The organism is Paenibacillus sp. Negev47, assembly GCF_058313655.1.
This window is the reverse complement of the sequence record NZ_CM177754.1, coordinates 1,438,498-1,459,424: the sequence shown is the minus strand read 5'-3', so window position 1 is coordinate 1,459,424 and position 20,927 is coordinate 1,438,498. Positions and strand designations below refer to the sequence as shown.

Annotated in this window: 17 protein-coding genes; 7 read left to right on the top strand and 10 right to left on the bottom strand. The window is 46.3% G+C overall.

Translation table 11 applies throughout. The annotated features are described in order from the left end of the window. Positions 1 to 10: 10 nt before the first annotated feature. The 6 genes from mmsB to AC4G47_RS06690 form a co-directional block, all read right to left on the bottom strand. Positions 11 to 1,174 (bottom strand): multiple monosaccharide ABC transporter permease, encoded by a 1,164-nt coding sequence (gene mmsB, locus AC4G47_RS06715; protein WP_036674453.1) that lies wholly within the window; start codon positions 1,172 to 1,174, stop codon positions 11 to 13. Then, positions 1,143 to 2,708 carry a multiple monosaccharide ABC transporter ATP-binding protein gene (mmsA, locus tag AC4G47_RS06710; RefSeq protein ID WP_491105391.1) on the bottom strand — a complete coding sequence of 522 codons (1,566 nt, stop codon included), beginning with the start codon at positions 2,706 to 2,708 and terminating at the stop codon, positions 1,143 to 1,145. The genes mmsB and mmsA overlap by 32 nt, the downstream gene beginning before the upstream one ends. Positions 2,709 to 2,729: 21 nt before the next feature. Further along, on the bottom strand, positions 2,730 to 3,815 hold the full coding sequence (chvE, locus tag AC4G47_RS06705; RefSeq protein WP_491105390.1) for a multiple monosaccharide ABC transporter substrate-binding protein: 1,086 nt from the start codon (positions 3,813 to 3,815) through the stop codon (positions 2,730 to 2,732). Between the two features lie 309 nt (positions 3,816 to 4,124). Next, the gene (locus AC4G47_RS06700; RefSeq protein WP_458127327.1) at positions 4,125 to 5,357 is read right to left on the bottom strand and encodes a response regulator transcription factor; all 1,233 of its coding nucleotides are present in this window, start codon (positions 5,355 to 5,357) and stop codon (positions 4,125 to 4,127) included. 80 nt (positions 5,358 to 5,437) lie between these two features. Next, positions 5,438 to 7,363 (bottom strand): cache domain-containing sensor histidine kinase, encoded by a 1,926-nt coding sequence (locus tag AC4G47_RS06695; protein ID WP_491105388.1) that lies wholly within the window; start codon positions 7,361 to 7,363, stop codon positions 5,438 to 5,440. Positions 7,364 to 7,397: 34 nt separating this feature from the next. Beyond that, a complete protein-coding gene (locus tag AC4G47_RS06690) occupies positions 7,398 to 8,405 on the bottom strand; it encodes a substrate-binding domain-containing protein (protein WP_491105387.1) in 1,008 nt (335 codons plus the stop codon). Between the two features lie 207 nt (positions 8,406 to 8,612). On the opposite strand from AC4G47_RS06690, the gene AC4G47_RS06685 reads away from it, so the two are divergent. Then, the gene (locus AC4G47_RS06685; RefSeq protein WP_491105385.1) at positions 8,613 to 9,194 is read left to right on the top strand and encodes a LysE family translocator; all 582 of its coding nucleotides are present in this window, start codon (positions 8,613 to 8,615) and stop codon (positions 9,192 to 9,194) included. Between the two features lie 19 nt (positions 9,195 to 9,213). Then, positions 9,214 to 9,999, top strand: coding sequence for an AraC family transcriptional regulator (locus AC4G47_RS06680; RefSeq protein ID WP_491105384.1), 786 nt, complete (start codon positions 9,214 to 9,216; stop codon positions 9,997 to 9,999). A 349-nt stretch (positions 10,000 to 10,348) separates the two neighbouring features. On the opposite strand, the gene AC4G47_RS06675 is transcribed toward AC4G47_RS06680, so the two are convergent. Beyond that, positions 10,349 to 10,921, bottom strand: a complete 573-nt coding sequence (locus AC4G47_RS06675) for a hypothetical protein (protein WP_491105382.1) — start codon at positions 10,919 to 10,921, stop codon at positions 10,349 to 10,351. A 169-nt stretch (positions 10,922 to 11,090) separates the two neighbouring features. On the opposite strand from AC4G47_RS06675, the gene AC4G47_RS06670 reads away from it, so the two are divergent. After that, positions 11,091 to 11,756, top strand: a complete 666-nt coding sequence (locus AC4G47_RS06670) for a phosphatase PAP2 family protein (protein ID WP_491106655.1) — start codon at positions 11,091 to 11,093, stop codon at positions 11,754 to 11,756. A gap of 161 nt (positions 11,757 to 11,917) precedes the next feature. Here AC4G47_RS06670 and AC4G47_RS06665 read toward each other — a convergent pair whose 3' ends face one another. Next, on the bottom strand, positions 11,918 to 13,351 hold the full coding sequence (locus tag AC4G47_RS06665) for a glycoside hydrolase family 1 protein (protein WP_458123724.1): 1,434 nt from the start codon (positions 13,349 to 13,351) through the stop codon (positions 11,918 to 11,920). Positions 13,352 to 13,439: 88 nt separating this feature from the next. Between AC4G47_RS06665 and AC4G47_RS06660 the strand changes: the two genes are divergently transcribed. Further along, positions 13,440 to 14,366 carry a helix-turn-helix transcriptional regulator gene (locus AC4G47_RS06660; RefSeq protein WP_491105380.1) on the top strand — a complete coding sequence of 309 codons (927 nt, stop codon included), beginning with the start codon at positions 13,440 to 13,442 and terminating at the stop codon, positions 14,364 to 14,366. 87 nt (positions 14,367 to 14,453) lie between these two features. Next, complete coding sequence (locus tag AC4G47_RS06655; RefSeq protein WP_491105379.1) at positions 14,454 to 15,269, top strand: class I SAM-dependent methyltransferase; 816 nt, start codon at positions 14,454 to 14,456, stop codon at positions 15,267 to 15,269. 133 nt (positions 15,270 to 15,402) lie between these two features. On the opposite strand, the gene AC4G47_RS06650 is transcribed toward AC4G47_RS06655, so the two are convergent. Next, a complete protein-coding gene (locus tag AC4G47_RS06650; RefSeq protein ID WP_491105377.1) occupies positions 15,403 to 16,395 on the bottom strand; it encodes a DMT family transporter in 993 nt (330 codons plus the stop codon). Then, complete coding sequence (locus AC4G47_RS06645) at positions 16,388 to 17,002, bottom strand: non-canonical purine NTP pyrophosphatase (protein ID WP_491105375.1); 615 nt, start codon at positions 17,000 to 17,002, stop codon at positions 16,388 to 16,390. The genes AC4G47_RS06650 and AC4G47_RS06645 overlap by 8 nt, the downstream gene beginning before the upstream one ends. A 114-nt stretch (positions 17,003 to 17,116) precedes the next feature. Between AC4G47_RS06645 and AC4G47_RS06640 the strand changes: the two genes are divergently transcribed. Next, entirely contained in the window at positions 17,117 to 18,979 is a 1,863-nt protein-coding gene (locus AC4G47_RS06640) for an ABC transporter substrate-binding protein (RefSeq protein WP_491105373.1), read from the top strand. A gap of 651 nt (positions 18,980 to 19,630) precedes the next feature. Then, positions 19,631 to 20,824, top strand: a complete 1,194-nt coding sequence (gene fabV / locus AC4G47_RS06635; protein WP_458123730.1) for an enoyl-ACP reductase FabV — start codon at positions 19,631 to 19,633, stop codon at positions 20,822 to 20,824. Positions 20,825 to 20,927 lie beyond the last annotated feature (103 nt).

Below are 20,927 nucleotides of genomic sequence, written 5' to 3'. Positions count from 1 at the left end.
TTATCAAGTGCTACGCCGATCTTTTATTTTTATTATAAATATCAAACGCTACGGCCAGCAGCAGGACCAATCCCTTAATCCCCTGCTGCCAGTCAATGCCGAGACCAATCAAGGACATCCCGTTATTCAGCACACCCATTACCAAACCACCGATAATGGCACCAAATACCGTACCTATACCCCCTGAAGCGGAAGCACCACCGATGAAACAGGCCGCAATGGCATCCAGCTCGAAGTTGGTACCCGCCCTTGGCGTAGCAGCATTCAGACGTGCGGCGAAGATCAAACCGGATACTGCGGCAAGTGTACCCATGTTCACGAAAACCCAGAAGGTTACCTTTTTCGTTTTGACTCCGGACAGACCTGCGGCCTTCTCATTACCTCCAAGCGCATACACATGACGTCCCATGACGGTACGATTCATCACGAAGGAGTACACGACGATCAAGACAAACAGCAGGACCAGGATATTCGGAATACCCGCATAACTTGCGAGGACAAACGTAAACAGATTCGTCACGACAGCCACTACAATCAGCTTGAGCAGAAACAGTCCCTGTGAAACGACCTCAAATCCATATTTTCGCTGGGAGCGGCGTTCCCGCAATTCATTAACGATGTACCAGACGGTGAGCACAAGACCCACAATAATGGATACCAGACCGAAACCTGAGAATTGAATGTCCGCCAGGAAGCCCGAGCTTATTTTCTGGAATCCACCCGGAAAAGGAGAGATCGACTGCCCCTCCAGCACGATCATCGTCAAGCCGCGGAACAGCAACATACCTGCCAGCGTCACGATAAATGCCGGAATTCGCACATAGGCGATCCAGAAGCCTTGCCATGCACCGATCAAAGCGCCAACCAGCAAGGAAGCGATGACTGCAAGCCAAGCCGGAAGCTGCCAATCAACCATCATAATCGCGGCAACGGCACCGACAAAGGCTGCAATGGAACCGACAGACAGGTCAATATGCCCGGTAATGATGACCAGCACCATTCCGATCGCCAGCACCAAAATGTAGCTGTTCTGCAAGATCAGATTCGTAATATTAATCGGCTTGAGCAACAGCCCGCCTGTCAGTACCTCGAACAAGAGCATAATCACTACCAGGGCAATAATCATGCCGTATTGACGGATATTATTTTTGAACAGTTTTGTTATCATTTCCATGCTTGCCGCCTCCAGACTTGGTCATATATCTCATCAACGTTTCCTGCGATGCTTGCTCCCGGCTGACTTCACCGGTGATTCGCCCGGCATTCATCACATAGATCCGGTCACACAGGCCAAGAACCTCCGGAAGCTCGGATGAGATTACCAGTACGCCCTTGCCCTCAGCAGCAAGCCGATGAATGATGGTATAGATTTCGAATTTCGCTCCCACATCAATACCGCGGGTGGGTTCATCCAGGATAAGAATATCCGGTCCGGCAAAAATCCATTTGCTGAGCACCACTTTTTGCTGGTTACCACCACTCAGATTGCCGGTCTTCTGCAAAATACTTGGTGCTTTGATATTCATGCTTTTCTTCATCTCTTCCGCTACCAGTACTTCTTCGCGCTCGTTCACTACCGCGTTTCGCGTCAACTTGCTCAGACCCGTTAAGGAAATATTGCGCTTGATGTCATCCATCAAAATGAGTCCGTATTCCTTGCGGTCTTCTGTCACATAAGCAAACCCATTCTGAATGGCCTCTGTGACGGTATTGTTGTGGATCGGTTTACCATCCTTGATGAGCTGTCCCGAAATATTCCGGCCATAGGATTTGCCAAAGATACTCATGGCAAGCTCGGTACGCCCAGCGCCCATCAGCCCGGCAATCCCTACAATCTCACCACGTCTGATATTCATATGGATCTGATCCAGTACTTTTCGCTCGGCATGATGTTCGTGATATACCGTCCAGTCCTTTACCTCAAGGATGATTTCCCCTATGGTGGCATGACGCTCCGGATATCGGCTGGTGAGATCACGTCCTACCATCCCGCTAATAATCCGGTCCTCCGTCACTTTTTCCTTTTTCATATCCAACGTCTCAATCGTTTTGCCGTCCCGTAAAATGGTCACGGAATCGGATACCTTGGATACCTCATTCAGCTTGTGCGAGATCAGGATACAGGCGATGCCCTGTTTCTTGAATTCCAGCATTAATTGCAGCAAATTTTCACTGTCGTCCTCATTCAGCGCAGCAGTTGGTTCATCCAGAATAAGCAGCCGCACCTTTTTGGAGAGCGCTTTCGCAATTTCGACCAGTTGCTGCTTGCCTACGCCGATGCTGGATACCAGCGTGTTTGGATTTTCGCTCAGCCCCACCTTCAAGAGCAGCTCCCGTGTACCCACAAAAGTTTCCTTCCAGTCGATGATTCCTCTGCTGGAACGTTCATTTCCCAGATATATATTTTCCGCGATCGAAAGGTAGGGAATCAAAGCCAGCTCTTGATGGATAATGACGATTCCCAGATCCTCGCTTTGCTTGATATCCTTGAACTCACACTTTTTGCCCTGAAATAAAATATCGCCTTCATACGTGCCATGTGGATATACACCGCTCAGCACCTTCATCAACGTAGATTTACCTGCGCCATTTTCACCACATATGGAATGAATTTCGCCTTCCCGGACTTTCAGATTGACATTTTCCAGCGCTTTGACGCCAGGAAAGGTTTTGGTGATGTTCTTCATTTCCAGAATGATTCCAGCCATGAGATGTGCTCCTTTCATTCATTATTTCAGTCCGATTTCTTCCTTCGTGTAATACTGGGTACCAACGATATCCTGCTCCACATTCGTACGGTCCACGGAGATCGGATCCAAGAGATACGCCGGGACAACCTTAATCCCATTGTTATATGATGTTGCATCATTAACTTCCGCCTGTTTTCCTTGCAAAATACTATTGGCCATCTCTACCGTCTGCTCGGCTAGCTTCCGCGTATCCTTGAACACGGTTTGCGTCTGTTCCCCGGCAACAATCGACTTGATCGAGGCAAGTTCGGCATCTTGACCCGTAATGACAGGCAGCGGCTTGTTCGAAGTACCATAACCGATCCCTTTCAAGGATGAGATAATACCAATGCTGATTCCATCATAAGGAGATAAAACTGCATCCAGATTATCACCCGAGTAGTAGGCACTAAGCAGGTTATCCATCCGTGACTGGGCCAGTGCACCATCCCAGCGCAAGGTTGCAATCTGGGCCATCGTCATCTGCTTGCTGCGTACAACCAGCTTGCCGGAATCGATGTACGGCTTCAGGACAGACATCGCACCATCGAAGAAGAAATAGGCGTTATTATCATCCGGAGACCCGCCAAACAGCTCAATGTTATATGGTCCCTTTCCTTCCTTAAGTCCGAGCTTTTGTTCAATGTAGGAAGCTTGAAGCACACCCACCTTAAAGTTGTCGAACGTGGCGTAATAGGTCAAATAGGGAGTATTGCGAATGAGCCGATCATACGAGATCACTTGTATCCCTTCATCATGCGCCTTCTGGATTACATCCGTTAGTGTGTTGCCATCCACGGACGCAATGACCATCACATCCACGCCTTTGGTGATCATGTTCTCAATCTGGGAAATCTGATTTTCGACCACATCCTCAGCATACTGAAGATCGGTTTTGTACCCCTGCTCCTGAAACAGACGGACCATGTTCTCCCCGTCTCCCACCCATCGCTCTGATGATTTGGTTGGCATCGATATACCGACATATCCCTTCTCCTTGCTGCCTGGACCACTCTCTGCCAGATTGCAGGCCGAGAGCATCAAAGTCATCACCAGAAACAAGATGAGCATTGCTCCTTTTTTCATATGAAGTTCCCCTTTCCTCACGTCATACGGTTCTGAATGAGTTTTAAGATAACGCTTACAATGCATGTGGTGCATCCTGTTGCTTGCCGTTCCTATCTGAGACCAATGGTAGCATCCGAGATGCCGCAAGGTCTTTGCACGTTTTGAACCTTTTTTATAAAAATTTAACTTTTGATGAAAACGTCAATTGCGAGTGTAATCCATGAAGGATCATTTCAGGATCAAAAAAAGGACATGCTCCACTTCGCCTCACACGAAGTAGAACATATCCATCTCATTCATCACACGTCGGAATGAACAACTGTAGTACTATATTCGATTCGCTGAAGGACGATGAGCCGTCCCTCCGTTCTTTCGATACTGCGCAGGCGAAATGCCCATTGTTTTTTTGAACGCGGTGCTGAAATAATGCTGGGTGTCATAACCTACACGCTCGGATATGGTGTGAATTGGCAGTGTTGTTGAGTCCAGCAACTGTATAGCCTTTCGAATGCGAGCATGTGTGACGAGCGTGACGAAGGAATCGTTCAGCTCTTTCTTCAGTACACGACTAAGGTATACGGCAGAGACTTGTAGACGGGAAGCAAGCGATTCCAAGGTCAGTTCCCGTTCGGCATAGTCTTCATGAATAAGTTGTCTTGCCCGCCGAACCAGAGGGGACAACTGCACTTCCCCGTATACCAGTTCACGGCAATGACGGTACGTTTCCGGCGTTTCCTCCAGTGTTCCTGCATGTGTCTCCACATGAGCATGAATGGCAATATTGAGGCAAGAACTGATCTGCTGTTCCAGAAGGGACTTTATTTCTTCAGGGGCTTCCTGCCACAGACACATGCCAATCAATCCGCTTGCGTCCCGAAACAGGACATGATGCAGGTCTCCCAGCAGTTCACTGATTATATTTTCCACTGCAAACAGAAATAACTGACGATCATTCTCTCTCATAATCGTCTGACGTGCTTCAGCTGCAGGCCAGCGCACGATCCCGATCTGCACAGGTGGGATGGCGGGCAAACGCAAAAACACAAGCTGCTCGGTCAGATTTTTCCCCTCAGCCTGCCCTTCCAGCCATTCCAGCATAAATCGCTGGCGAAGCAAGGGGATATTGCGTTCAATCTGATGGGCTGCCTGTTGTACATATGACGTCCTCTGATGCTCTTCAGTAAGCCGCTGATGCAATCGCTCAAGCGCAGCATATAATTGATCTGCTTGTACAGGCTTTAAGATGTAATCCTCTACGCCAAGACGAACCGCCTCCTGCGCATATGCAAATTCATCATGTCCCGAAATGATCAGGTAACGACAGCCCGGGCACTTCTGCTGCAGAGCACGAATTAGTTCAATTCCGTTCAGGAATGGCATATTCATATCGACGAGAACAATATCCACACCCAAGTCAGCAGCCCGTTCCAGTGCTTCTTCACCATCCTCTGCTTCACCCGCAACCTCCATTCCGAGAGCCTCCCAGTCGATTGCATCCCGAATTCCCTCACGAATGATCGGCTCATCATCGGCGATGAGTACGCGGTACTTCTTCGCCATGTGGCTATCCGGAGAATTTTCAATTACGTTGGTTGATGCGTATATATCATCTGTTTCAGTGAAAGTCATCGCTGTCGGTTTTATGAATTTTTCCATTCACTCTCCTGCCTCTCTTCGTTATTGAATTGCTGCGTTGGTGGAAGCTCTCGCATCAACGGATGAATGACGGTCACACTAGTTCCTTCACCTTCCTCGCTCTCCAGCACAATACCGTACTCATCGCCAAAGGACAGTCGGATACGTGCCTGTACATTCAACATTCCATAGCTTTTGCCCGTTATACCAGGCGAAGACGCTTCCAAACTTGCCAAAGGAGCTTTGAGCAGATGCTGCATCTCGGCAAGCCGTTCTTTGGACATCCCCGCTCCATCATCCTGAACGGTCAGCAGCAGTCTGCTATGTTCTAATCTGGCCTCCACACGAATGTGTCCCGGCCCACGCCTGCCCTTGATTCCATGATAGATTGCATTCTCTACCAGAGGCTGAAGAAGCAGCTTTAACACGAAAAGATCCCGCAGCTCCTCTGGAATATTCAATGTATACTGAAGACGATCACGGTATCGTGTCTGCTGAATTTGCAGATAGCTGGTCATATGCTCAATCTCGGAGTGTAGCGGAATATAATCCTGTCCTTTACTAAGCCCTATGCGAAATAATCGAGATAACGCACTAACCATGCCGGATACATCTGCTGCACCCTCTTTGCGTGCCATCCAATGAATCGTATCCAGGGTATTGTACAAAAAGTGAGGTTTGATATGCTCCTGCAAACTTCGCATTTCAGCGTCGCGCTTCTGCCGCTCCCGCAATTCATTTAGCGATATCAGTTGTCGAATCTGTGCCAGCATTCGGTTATAACTGTTGCCAAGCATGCCAATCTCATCAGCGCGATCACTCCATCGGCCTGCTCTGAGATTACCGGTCTCCGCCCTGCGCATATAGGACATGAGCCGGAAAATGGGCTGAGCAATGGAACGCGAGAACCATAAAGAGGCACTCAGGCCGAACAAGCACACCACAAATACAAAGCTAACCACGTAAAACTGGATTTGGCGTACTTCGGATATCGATTCTCTTGTAGGAAATACCCCGACCGTTCTCCAACCCGTAAAAGTAGACGATTGGTACATGAATAATAACGCTCCACCCTTTGTTTCGGCGGTAAACGTTCCACTCTCCCCGGAGGGGAACCAGTCTGTAGGGATGTGTTCTATTAGCGGATGTTCCGGCTTGTACACACTTTGACCCTCTCCATCCGTCACCATCACATAACCGGATTTCCCCAAGGTTACATTACGGGCAGCCTGAGAGACGGACCTTAGTTTAAGATCAATCATAATAACGCCACGCACACGTCCTGTCGCTTCATCCGTTATGGAACGCGCAACCGTTACAATCTCATCATCCTTGTACCGTACATGTGTCGTGAGATTACGCTCTTTTGGCTGACCCAATACCATGAAAATGCCCGGATTGGCCGAAGCTTTTTGGTACCAACTTTCCTGGGTCAGGCTCTGCTCATCTCGGGGATACATCTCGTTGCTAATATAATCACCACTTCCATTGACGAGAACAATTCCGGCGATTTCAGGATACAACGTTGTGAACCCCTGCAAGGTTTGCTTGATGCCATATAACCGATTTTGCTCCGTTTCGGCATCTGTGTCCATGTTCATCGGTTCGATGCCTGCATCATCATTCGGTGGCATTTTGTCGTCCATAAAAGCATCAACTTCCGGGTCAAACGCAATCAGATACGTCATGTTTTGCAAATTCTCCATCTTGCTGTTCAGAGCTTCATTCACTTTGCCAATCAGTTGCATGGTATGCCCTTCAACCTGTCGCTCCACTACCCGCTCCACCGTCCAGTTCACAAGCAACCCGAGTCCTACGGAAGGTACAATGGCGAATAGCAGAAAAAGCAGCATCAGCTGGTAGCGAAGGGGCATATTACGCAAGCGTAAACGCCGAATCCAGTTCCTGAAAGTTGAGAGAAAATCTCTCATGCTCCAGCGCCTCGACCTCTTGGAATACTTCTTGTTATTTGGCATAATAATCATCCACATCTGATCGAGTCACCACAGAGATACCTGTGTCCACCATCACGGGGAGCGGTGCATTTTCACCAGATGAGGATGGGGCAGGAACCGTTAACTGGTGATGCAGATGGAACAAATATTGGAGTGACCAATATCCCATGTTCCAGGTTCCCTGTGCAATCGTAGCCGAGATCGTACCGTTCTTGATCATATCCAATGTAGCCTTATTCGTATCAAACGAAATAATCTGCACTGGATGTCTGTCCCCGGCAGTTTGAACGGCTTCACCCGCTCCTGCTCCTCCAGTGGCTTCAGTTACAAAAATACCCGCCAGCTCCGGACGTTCCATCATCATTCTCAGTGTTTCATCTCTGGATACCATCGCATCACCATGTCCGTCTGCAACTTCAACGACCTGCATGGTTGGGTATCTCTCCTCAATCGTATCGCGGAAGCCCTTCGTGCGTTCTTCATGATTTTGTTGTCCAGGCAGGGTTAATACCGCGACCTCTCCCTCACGACCCAGCAGTTCAGCCATTTTATCGGCAGCCATTACACCCGACTTATAATTATCTGTCCCAAGAAAAGAATAGGCCTGGCTACCAGGTGCATCCGCGTCGAATAATACAACAGGGATATCTGCGTCGATTGCCTTGTTAATGGCTGGAATTAGCGATTGCGGATCGATCGCAGATATGGCAATGCCTGCGGGTTTACGAGCGATGGCCTGCTCAATCACCATGGTCTGCTCTTTCGCATCATACCGGGTAGCCCCGCGATATTCTACGGTCACGCCAAGCGCATCCGCGGCATCTTCGAAGCCTTTGAGCGGGCTCTTCCAATACTCTAGCCCGGACTGGAATGTAATCATGATATACGTCTCCCCGATATCGCCGCGCAACCCCCGGTCCTCCCATGAACTGTTTACCTGACTGGTGTATTCGAATCTCAATACATACAGCGCAAATGCTGAGATTAGCAAAATATAAACCAGCAGCATTTTTTTCATTCTGTTCACTTCCTCAAGTAGTCTGATCACCTTGTACTTCGTATAAATTGTAAACGCAATCATTCAAAAAGAAAACTCCCCCTCTTCTTTTAAAAAGGAAGCTCCTGTTGCTAACCATGTACCTGCTGCAATAATGTACTATATGGTTTCTCCCTCTGGACGTATGATGATCATGGAACTAAACTACAACCTGAGGAGAGCATCAACATGAATCTTGCATCTTTTTTAATCTACTGCATCGTCGTTACATTCACCCCCGGCCCCAGCAATATCGTAATTCTTTCTTCCGTGCAGCAGGTTGGGGCGCGTCAAACGATGCAATATGTGTGGGGAGCTACGCTGGCATTTGGTCTGCTGCTTACCGCATCAGCTTTTCTCAATCAACTTCTTGCCGGAGTATTGCCCGGAATCCTGAAGGTGATGCAGATCGTCGGCGGCATGTACATGGTTTATCTGGCGTACCAGATCTACAAGATGGGTACCACCGAGGATGCACCGAAACAAGTTACCGGATTCTGGAACGGTTTCATCATGCAATTTGTGAACCCAAAGGTCGTCTTGTTTACTTTCACTGTCATTCCAAGCTATGTATTGCCCTTTTATCAAAATTCATTTTCTTCGTTCCTGTTCGTGCTGCTCATTACCTTCATCGGTTTTCTGGCCTATTCCAGTTGGGTTGTGTTCGGTACGGTCTTCAAGACATTACTGAATCGACACCAAAAATTACTAAGTATTCTCATGGCCCTTTTTTTGTTATACTCAGCCATTATAGTATCCGGATTAATCTAAAGCTTGGGAGGTGTGCTGCATGGAACGGTTTAACTATAAAAAGTCGCAAGACGTGCTGGCACTATCCGCCAGCTTTACTGATTTTGCATACAAAAAACATTGCCACGAAGAGTATGCGGTGGGCGTAACCCTGCGCGGCATTCAACAATACAACCTGGACGGACAATATCAGGCTTCTCACCAAAATGGTGTCATGTTGTTCAACCGTGAACAGTCTCATGATGGAAGCTCTTATGATAAGGCTGGCATTGACTATGTGATGCTGTATTTGAAGCCGGAATTGGTAGAGGAGATTATAGGTAAAAAGGAATTGCGTTTTGTAAACCCCATCGTCTATGATCCCGAGCTTGCACGTAACATCCTAATGTTGAACGACGCTGTTCAACTCAGACAGGACGAAGCCGAGTGCAGCGAACGGCTCTTCGATCTGGTTCACCTTCTGGCTCAGAAGGAGATGGATACCAAGCTTTGGTTGCCTCAGGACAGCCTGGTTAGAAAAGCGAAGGAAATCATGTTTTGCAGTACCGAAGATGTGCTCAAGCTGGACAACCTGAGCTCCGAATTTGGCATGTCCAAGTTTCAATTTATCCGCGAATTCAAGTCACACGCGGGCATATCCCCCTACCAGTTTTTCTTGAACTGCAAGGTTGAGCGTGCCCGTCAAGCCATTGAAATGCAGAAAGACGTCTATGCAGCTGTTGCCGATTGCGGATTTGTCGATCTGACCCATCTGAACCGACATTTCAAACGGGTATTCGGTATCACGGCTTATGAATACATGTTGCAGTTAAACTATACAAAGTGAACTAAAGAATATTTACACTGGCCACTCCGATGACAGAATAACCTTCTGATCGCTGTTATCCCCAGATTTTTCTGATCCCTTTTATAAAGGGAAAATCCGGTGATAAAGGCGAACGCTCCGCTTCTTCAAGTTTTTTCTGTCCTCTCCGTTTTGTGTAAATGTTTAGTTCAATTTATATAGTTCCATCGGATCGATAGTCCCGACCCCAAATGGATATAATTTTGACGCTACTCCTGAAAATCCCCGTATAGAAAGTTAATGAACCTTAACATTCTGTACGGGGATTAGTTTCTTTTTCCGTCATACAAACCTCATGTTATACAATCCAACTTTTACATCAGACCTGCGATCAGATTCTTTTCTTTCGTCTCCAGACCCACACTACTGTCAACGCTGCCAATAAAATGATTGCACCGTATATGATGAGATAGAAAGGCCCACTTCGCCCTTCGTTGGGTTCTCCAAAATCTTCTTTACTTACAACCTTTCCCGCGCCCAGCAATTTCAAGTCGTCTCCCGCTTGTTCCATAGGAACATTGCCACTGCACAGATTCGTATGCAGCTTTTGATCCACTTCAGATTGATAAGCAAAGATCAGATAGGATTGATTCTTTTCAAATTGAATACCACACGACGAAGATCCTCCGTCACTCCCCAGGATCTTCATCTTTTTGGCCTTAACCCCCTTCCATGCAGTTTCTACATCAAAGGTATACTCTCTTAATAAGCCATCATGCTTCGATTGTTGAGAACGTCCCTTCTTCACCACTTCTCCTGTAAACACCGTTGTGTTCGTCTTCAATCTCTCTTGAACATCACTCTCGACACAACTGCAAGCATACACTTTCTCTCCGGGAAATAGAGCTAACCCTGACATAACCAACAGTAAGACCAACATGCACATCACCAACCGTCGTTTCATTCCGCCCACTCCCCTATTAGATTCTCTGCTCAAACAACCGTGTTAAGGTTACATATTTTTATTGCTGCAATATTTATTGTAAAATTATAGCATAATACCAATATGTCTATGATCGCATTTCGCAGACACAACATACGAAATCAAACATCGCGGAGGAACTGAACATTTGATGCAAAACTGGAAAAGGAACATCACATTCCCGCTGCTCGTTGCAGCGTTATGCATGATTGCTTTTGTAAGCATCGCCCTGTCCATCAGTGACAACCAGATTCATCGATTTGATGATACCCTAATTGGATGGATTCAGGGGTTGGAATCCGCCAGTATGACGCAATTCATGCAGTTGTTCACCTGGATTGGCGGCGGGAAGCCCGTGGTCATCATTACAATCATCGCCATGATTGTGTTATACGTGTGCCTTCGACACAAACGCGAACTGCTTTTCCTGGCTTGCGTACTCGTCGGTTCAACCCTGTTAAATGCATTGCTCAAGCTGGTATTCCAACGTGCCAGACCTACCATTAACCGTATTATTGAAGTGAGTGGATACAGTTTCCCCAGCGGACATTCCATGGCGGCGTTCAGCCTATATGGTGGACTGGCCTTTCTGATCTGGAAACATGTACCTACCGTCACCGGACGTGTGCTGATGATCATTGCCAGTGCCGTCTTTATACTGACCATCGGGATAAGTCGTATCTACTTGGGTGTGCACTATCCAAGTGATATCGTTGGCGGATACTTCTTAAGTGGTTGCTGGCTTTCCACATGCATATGGTTTTATCAGCGTCATTTGGAGCGCATGTCCCAATTACATTCCAGAAGACTGGCATAGAATAGCTATTGTACTGCACAAAGAAATACCCGGCTTTCCTTAACTGAAGGATCGCCGGGTATTTCTACATTCATGTACAGTAGTTCTGAACTCGTTCAGGACCATATGAACCCGCCTGTCCCATTTAAGGGAACAGGCATGTCTTGTATTTTTACGCCAAATTATAATTCTTCACCATTGGATTCAATGACTTTTTTGTACCAGTGGAAACTCTTCTTCGGTGTTCTGCTAAGGTCCCCATTACCGTCGTTGTCCTTATTGACATGAATGAAGCCATAACGCTTCTTCATCTCTCCAGTTGAAGCACTAACCAGGTCGATACATCCCCACATCGTGTAGGCAATGAGATCTACGCCGTCAGCTACCGCTTCTTTCATCTGTTCAATGTGACCTTTCAGATAATCAATGCGATAGTCATCCTGAATGGAGCCGTCTTCTTCTACCACATCAACAGCGCCCAGACCGTTCTCAACCACCATCAATGGAATCTGATAACGATCATACAGATGATTCAACGTGTAACGCAGTCCTTTCGGATCGATCTGCCAACCCCAGTCAGAGGCTTCGAGATATGGATTTTTGATACCGCCAAGCAGATTACCTTCTGCTCTCTCGAGTGACTCGTCTGCACTTTCAACCAAAGACATGTAATAACTGAAGGAATAGAAGTCTACGCAACCTTCACGCAAAGTCTGCTCGTCTCCCGGTTGCATCTCGATCTGGATGCCCTGCTCCGCGAAGAACCGTTTGGCGAATCCAGGGTATGCACCACGAACCTGAACATCGCCGCAGATCATATTGGAGATTTGGTCTTTCTTCTGTGCAAGCAACATGTCGTCCGGGTTACATGTGTTTGGATAGGTTGTCATGAAAGCGACCATACAGCCGATCTGGAAATCAGGGTTGATCTCATGTCCCAGCTTCACTGCTTTGGCACTCGCGACGAATTGATGATGTAATGCCTGGAAACGAGTCTGTGGATCATCCACTCCGTCGACCAGCGTCTCTTTGCCTTCAAACAAAATACCTGCAGCCATATAAGCACCCATCGGCATCGTCAGACAGTTAATCTCGTTGAATGTCAACCAGTATTTCACTTGATCCTTGTACCGGTTGAAGAGCGTTGTACAATAACGGATATAACAGTCGATGACTTCACGGGAAGCCCAACCGTTATACTTCTGTGTCAGACCAAATGGCGTTTCGTAATGGGAGATCGTTACGAGCGGCTCAATATTGTACTTTTTCAACTCGGCAAAGACGTTGTCGTAGAACTGTAATCCCTCTTCGTTTGGCTCCAGATCGTAACCATTTGGATAGATCCGGGACCAGTTGATGGACATGCGGAACATTTTGAAGCCCATCTCTGCCATCATGGCAATATCTTCTTTGTAATGTCCGTAAAAATCAACCGCTTCATGGCTCGGATAATACGTGCCTTCTTCCAATACAGGCGTAATCCGGCGTGGGATCGTGTGGGTTCCCCCTGTCATCATGTCAGACGTGCTCGGTCCTTTGCCACCTTGATTCCATCCACCCTCGAATTGATTGGCAGCCGTTGCGCCACCCCAGTAGAATCCTTCTTTCATTGTCATGATCAGTTCCTCCTTCATATCTCAACAAGACTATATGACCAGTGTACCATCCATACCCTGACACCTATTGTCATGGTATAATTATGGCATGGAAAATAACCGATTATTTCGAATGTTGCTTTTGTTATTGGAGAAAAAGAAAGCTACTGCTCCCGAACTCGCCCGTTTGTTCGAGATTTCTGTACGCACGGTGTACCGTGATATCGACCGGCTGAGCGCTGCGGGCATTCCCGTCTATACCACGACCGGCAAGCATGGGGGTATACATCTGATGGACAACTATGTCATGGACAAGTCGCTGCTGTCGGAAGAAGACCAAAATGAAATTTTGATGGGTCTCTATAGCGTCAGTGCGATTCCCCATCTGAACAGCGCCCATATGCTTCAACGGTTAACCGCCTTGTTTGATCATAAGCTGGACTGGATCGAATTCAATTTTTCACCCTGGGGCAGTATCCCCCTGCAGGAGAGAGAAGTGTTCAATCAAGTGAAACAAGCCATATTAACGAATCAACTGATTACGTTTCACTACATTAATTCGGATGGTGAGAAGAGTATTCCAACCGTGGAGCCACAGAAGCTTATATTCAAAAATAGTACATGGTACTTCAAAGGATATATTCATGATGATCCTGATCGGAGAGAATTCGAGACATTCAAGATGAAACGGATCACCCAGTTGACTTTTCTGACGCGAAAACATGATCATCCCGTCACTGCAGAATCAACCCATCCTGAATCAGAGGCTGCCACCGCCCTGACGTCTCTGACACTCTCATTCTCTAGCACTATCGCATACCGAGTTCATGATTTTTTTGAACCGTCTCTCATTACAAAGGAGCCGGATGGCAGGCTCCGTGTTTCTCTCGATCTAAATGTAGGGGAATGGCTCTACTCCTTCCTGCTATCGTTTGGTTCCGAGTTGACCGTAATCGAGCCCGCTCATGTTGGACAAGAGTTGCTCAGGCGCCACATCAAAGCCGTTGAACATTTGCAGAACGTCATGTACAAATAACCCGACAATGAATGATATAATATAGGCCTATACAACTTTTGATTACAGGTGACTCTCATTCTACATCTGACCGAAGGAGGTTTATCCATGCAGGACATCAGACGCAACAATGTGGAACGTTTCAAAGGTTTCGGTACGTTATACGATCAGAATCGACCTGCTGCTCCCACTGAAGTAGTGGATATTCTAACGACATATCTTGGCAGCACGCCACGTATGGTCGCAGATGTTGGCTGTGGGACCGGCTTATCCTCGTGGATCTGGCTTAATAAGGCAGAACGCATTATTGGCTTCGAACCCAGCGATGACATGAGGTCTGTAGCGGAGTCCAAGTGGGAATCTGCGGGCAAGCCGGATAACCTCCGGTTCGTGTCCGGCTTGTCTCATGACCTGGGGCTTCCGGATGGTAGTGTCGATGTGTTGACCTGCTCCCAATCGTTTCACTGGATGGAGCCGCAACCCACACTACGCGAGTTCGCCCGCGTGTTGCGACCAGGAGGCATCTTCGCCGCTTATGACTGTGACTGGCCTCCAATGCTGAATTGGCAGCTTGAACAAGCGTACCAACAATTAGTCTATACAGCAGATGACCGCGCTTCCCAACTTTCTAGCCAAGAGAATCAGGCACATAAGTGGAGCAAGGATGGACATCTGCAGCAGATCCAGCAATCTGGCTTGTTCCGATATGTTCGGGAAATTGTGTTTCATCACCACGAGACATTCACGGCCGATCGTTACGTCAATCTAGCCTTGAGTCAAGGCGGCTTGCAAACGGCGTTGAAGCTCGGAGCAACGGAATTTAATAAGATGGCAGACGATTTCAGAGCACTCGCAAACCGAATATTCGATGGACAATCCAGAACAGTACTCTTTTCTTACCGAATGCGCCTAGGCATTGTCTGATTGCTTGCTAACGCCCCCAAGAAGCCGACTCCTGCAGGAATCGGCTTCTTTAGAGTTAACTTCCTCAAAATACAAGGCTTTCGGGTTCACAGGTTCAGGGCTTCATTTCTACTGGAATTCCACTAATTGGGGTCTAGTTGTTTAAGCAATCATCATCTGGCTGATGAGTAGGTCTTTTAAAATAAGAGTATATTTGTACGAATACTACAGCGAATCCTACAATCAGTAGTCCCAAAACTTCAACAACCGAAAAATTACGATGTAAAATGAGAATATCCAATGCAGCTACCTCCAATAGCATCAAATTGTTGATTAGACTGTTTTCATAGGCTCGCAAGTGCTTTTGACTCCAAGTCCATAAGGAGAATGCAAATGAACCATTAATGATCCCTAACCAAAGTATGATCCCGACAAGTGGCCAAGAGAAGCTTGGTAAACCTTCAAAAATCAGACCGATTGCTAACATCCCAAAGGCACCAATCGCCATGGGCATGAGAACTAAATCACCTGGACTTGCTTTTCCGTTTTTAAGTAAGTGCCTTGTTAGTCCCAGATGGATAGCATATCCAGCACAAGAAGCGAGTATTAGAACAATTCCAGTAAAATGGCTTCCCCCAAAATCCCAAGGGAAATAGAAAATGATAACACCAGCCATTGCTGCCAATATCCCTAAAAATGATGAGCGACAACGTAACTCTCTAAGCCAACAAACGTCTAGTACAATTAAAGCTGCAGTGTTACCAACGGAGAGCATCATGCTCGTTTGTGTTGGTGTAATTAGTATCTGTCCTGCGTACTGCAGTCCCTGTGCCATTAGATACCCAGATAATCCTAGAACAATTATATAATATGGTCGTAATTGGATACGTACTCTTTCCTTCTGAACATGCTTGTTTGGTGCTATACTATTTCGATTTACCAGAATCAACCGAACGAGCACCAATGTTACTGCTGAAACGCTGTATCGTAATCCAGCTAGTGTAAAAGGTCCAATATGATGTTGAAATGCAATCTTGTTTAGGATGTAAGAAGTCGACCACAGCAAGGTGACTAATACGGCTGCACCAATGGCGAGGAAATAATGATCTTTGACTTTACCAAAATGACTTACTCTATCCTTAGTCAAGAGAATCACCTCTTGCTTCGTGAGCAATGATCCATTCTTTAATACGCTCCGTTGCCATTGCTAAAGCCTGCGAATGATGATCATTGACTTCAACGGTAGGTAATCCATTTTCAGCGATGGTTAGCCCGTTGGGTAACTCAAAGATGCGAGAATACCCGCTCGCTAGTTTACCACGTTGACTGAACGCAATTCTTCCTTCTAACTCTCCATATGTAAAAGAACTACTACCATCCGGAAAACGGATTGCGATTACACTTTTAAATCGTGCTGCACGATGTAAAGGGTTGGTTACATGTTTTAACTCCTTAAGCAATTTTAAACTTCGATCATCATCCGTACCTGGAGCCCACCGGGCAGTACGAACACCTGGGTCTCCGTCTAAAACATGTACACATAATCCTGAGTCTTCCGCAACGATTATCCTATTTAATGCTATCTGAACTGCGTTGGCTTTTAAAAGTGCATTTTCCTCAAAGGTATTTCCATTCTCATCAACTTCGTCCACTTCACCTGCAAACAACGCCCTTATTGGAATCGGTAATTTCAATAGTCCTTCCTTTATCCATTGAGTTTTTCTTGGATTCCAAGTGGCAAAAATAATTTCCATAATATGAGCCTCCCATCCAGCTAAGTTTATGGTTCGTATGCTATGATTGTAGTTGAAAAAAGGGATATAAAAAGAGTATACTTTTCGATTTAAAACTTCCCCTTTTATTTGGAGGTGAATCTTCTGCAGTTATCGGAGCATTTCTTCAATCTCAAAAAATTATTTGGCAAGCTAGAACCACAGATTTCACAGAAGACGACTTTACAAGAGCTGGGCACAGTATGGAACTGTACACCACGTAATGTAAAGTGGATCGTACGTCGTTTGTCTACGATTGGGTGGATTGCTTGGTCCCCAGGGCGCGGAAGAGGTAATCGTTCAACACTGACGATATTAACTTCTGAAGCGGAGGTAGTGCTTACACTAGCCCAGGAAGCAACGAGTAAAGGAAGGTTTCATGATGGAATAAGATTACTTGAAGAGCATGACGTGGATGATATAACACGTGGTCGTTTTGTACATTGGCTAGAGGGACAGTATGGTTACCGAGTCGATAAGACTGAGAATTATCAACTAGACACCCTGCGTCTGCCCTTTTACCGAAGTATGCCTAATCTAGATCCTATATTTACCCTTCGACGCACAGAGTGGCATATGGCTAGGCAACTCTTTGATACGCTTCTTACTATGAGTGATGACAACAACGAAATCATTCCTCATGTGGCTTATTACTGGGAAACGGATAACATGGAAACCACATGGACTTTTTACATACGAAAAGGGATACTCTTTCACGATAATTCCGAATTGCATGCGAAGGATGTTGTCTATACCCTTAAGCGTTTAACATCTACTGATTTTGGACGAACGGAATGGACTGAGCTTCCATTGGATCGTATTCGAGCATTAGGCCCTTACTGTGTAGAGATTAAGCTTAAACGACCTTATCATCTTCTTCCCCAACTGTTTGCTTCTCCGCGTGCTTCAATCCTTCCCCTTTCTTCCTCAAAACTATCGCCTGGGGAATTTGCACGTTTTCCTATTGGAAGTGGCCCGTTCCGGGTGATTGAGAACGATAACTTCCAGATTGTCCTTGAGGCCTTCCCTGCTTATTTTTCGGGACGAGCTCAGCTCGACCGAGTGGAACTGTGGATCATACCGGAAACTCGTTATCGTCCATTGCCGATAAAGGAAATGGCAGGGGATACGCTCCCTTATATTCATCCTTTTCAACTTCACACACGAAACAATCGTCCACCTGACATTGAAAAAGTTGAAGCGGGATGCACGTATATGACATTTCAGTTGAACAAGCCAGGACCTCTCAAATCTAGCGATTTTCGTCGCTGGCTTTGTCTTGCAGCTAATCCGCAACGCATGAATGCTGGTCTCAACGATCATACCTATAGTGCAGCATACAGTTTTCTCCCAGAATGGAGCCTAATAGCGGACCGAATGCAAGAGCATGAATGTATGAATGATGATCATAGCTACTTGAAAACAGAACCTACTTTTCTAGTGCCACCTCCCTTTCAACCAGAACAATCACTATCGCTTCTGACCTATCATATCTTGGGGGATTCCTTGGAGCGTAATGCTCGCTGGTTTAGCGAACAATGCGCTGAATATGGAATAAAAATCAACGTAGAGGTTCGAGATTATGAAGAGTTTATACGGCCAGAGATAATCGATGCCGCAGACCTTGTATTAGCTAACGCTGTTGTTGATGATAATTCAGTTATTTCTTTCTTACGTCTTATGTTTGATGATCGTCACGTCGTACGTAGGCACCTATCCCCTGAGATTTATGAGCATCTACACATTAGATTACGTATGATCGAAAGCGAGCCCGATGTGAACAAACGGATCCAAAAGACCCAGGAAACGGAACAATGGCTCAGAAATACACGGGCTGTATTCTTTTTGTACCACCTAAACCAGACCACATACTACGACAATCGACTAATAGGAATGCAAACAAACGCTTATGGTTGGGCGGATTTTTATAGACTTGCCTTACGACCGTCCTTAATTTGAACAAGTTCTCATCACAGTCGTGATAGAAGCATGTTCAATAGCTTAACGAAAGGTGGTCGGAAATGTACTGTTCTAATCTTAATCGGTACCAGTCCTTATACTCGACTCGGGGCGAAAAACCAAAAAAGTCGCTATTTTAGCGACTTTAAGAGGCATTATGTTTTCTGGGCCCAAGACATCAATAATGGCAACCATACACTATGCAAATCTATTAAACAATTTCATAATCCAATTGGGGTGTTATGATTGCATGTAGTAGTCAAGCAGACTCCGCTTCACAAAAAAAGAGGGTAGCCAATACGATTGCCGAAATAGCCCGCTTTGAATTGGACTTCTGATTTATATCATCAGTATCCCAAACGTGCAGATGATCAGCACGCAGCCACAACACGCCCTTAATCAGTCTAAGGCAAAACCAAGATCGATTACTTCGACAATGAAGAAGTTGAATTTCTACAAAAAGCATTACCGAATCAGAGGAAGGCTATAACATTACCTGTGAGTAAATAAAGTTATAACACCAACCTTCCGGCAAAATCAACCGAAACGGTTTCCGTTTCCCAGATAATTGTTTTACAATAAGAGAGTATGTGTAAGAGCATTTTATCGAAATGCTGAAAACATGAGCTGAATATGAAAGGATGCAAATAAATGATTATTAAACCAAGAACACGTGGTTTTATTTGTACCACTTCCCATCCTGTAGGTTGCGCTGCGCAAGTGCAGGAACAGATTGATTATGTAAAATCCCAGCCGGAACTGAAAGGCCCCAAAAATGTGCTCGTCATCGGTGCTTCCACCGGATACGGACTAGCGTCACGCGTTGTTTCTGCTTTTGGAGCAGGAGCGAATACGATCGGCATTTACCGTCCGAGCAGTTCTACAGAAAAACGTACAGCTTCAGCAGGTTGGTACAACTCCGCTGCATTCGAAAAAGCCGCTGAAGAAGCAGGCCTGAAATCGTACAGCATCACAGGTGATGCCTTCGCAAACGAAACAAGAGACAAAGCCGTTGAACTGATTCGCAGTGAACTCGGTCAAGTGGATCTGGTTGTATACAGCGTAGCCTCCGCACGTCGTATTGATCCGAACACGGGAGAAGTATACAACTCTGTGTTGAAGCCCATCGGACAATCCTACACGAACAAAACAGTGAATTTCCATACAGGCGAGATCAGTTCCGTTACTCTTGAACCGGCAACTGAGGAAGAAATTCGTCAAACGGTAACCGTTATGGGCGGAGACGATTGGGAACTGTGGATGGATGCCCTTCAACAAGGTGGTGTGCTTGCTGATGATGCAACAACGATCGCTTTCTCCTACATCGGCCCTGAACTTACCCATGCCATTTATCGTGATGGTTCCATCGGTCAGGCCAAGAATCATCTGGAAACCACTGCACGCAAGCTGAATGATCGTCTAAGTGCAAAAGGTGGACGTGCGTACGTAACAGTAGCCAAAGCGCTGGTGACCCAATCCAGCTCCGCCATTCCAGTGGTGCCGCTGTACATCTCAGCATTGTACAAAGTCATGAAAGAAAAAGGCCTGCATGAAGGCTGCATCGAGCAATTGCAACGTCTGTTCGCTGATCGCCTGTATGCTGGAGGAGAAGTTCCAACCGATGCCGAAGGCCGTATTCGCATTGACGATTGGGAGATGAGAGCTGACGTTCAGGAAGAAGTAGCGAACCTCTGGAATGAATTGACCACAGAGAACATCTACGATCTGTCCGATCTGGAAGGTTATCGTCGCGAATTCTTCCAACTGTTTGGTTTTGAGACAGATGGCGTGGATTATGAAGCAGATGTTGATCCGAACGTTGAAATGCCCCATCTGGTGAACTAAAGAATTCTTTGTGTGGACGTGAGCTTAGGTTTTCGTTAGCACTGCGGATGTATTGCTAAAGTTATAATTTTAAAATCAATGAAGGAGGAGCCATTTTGGGCTC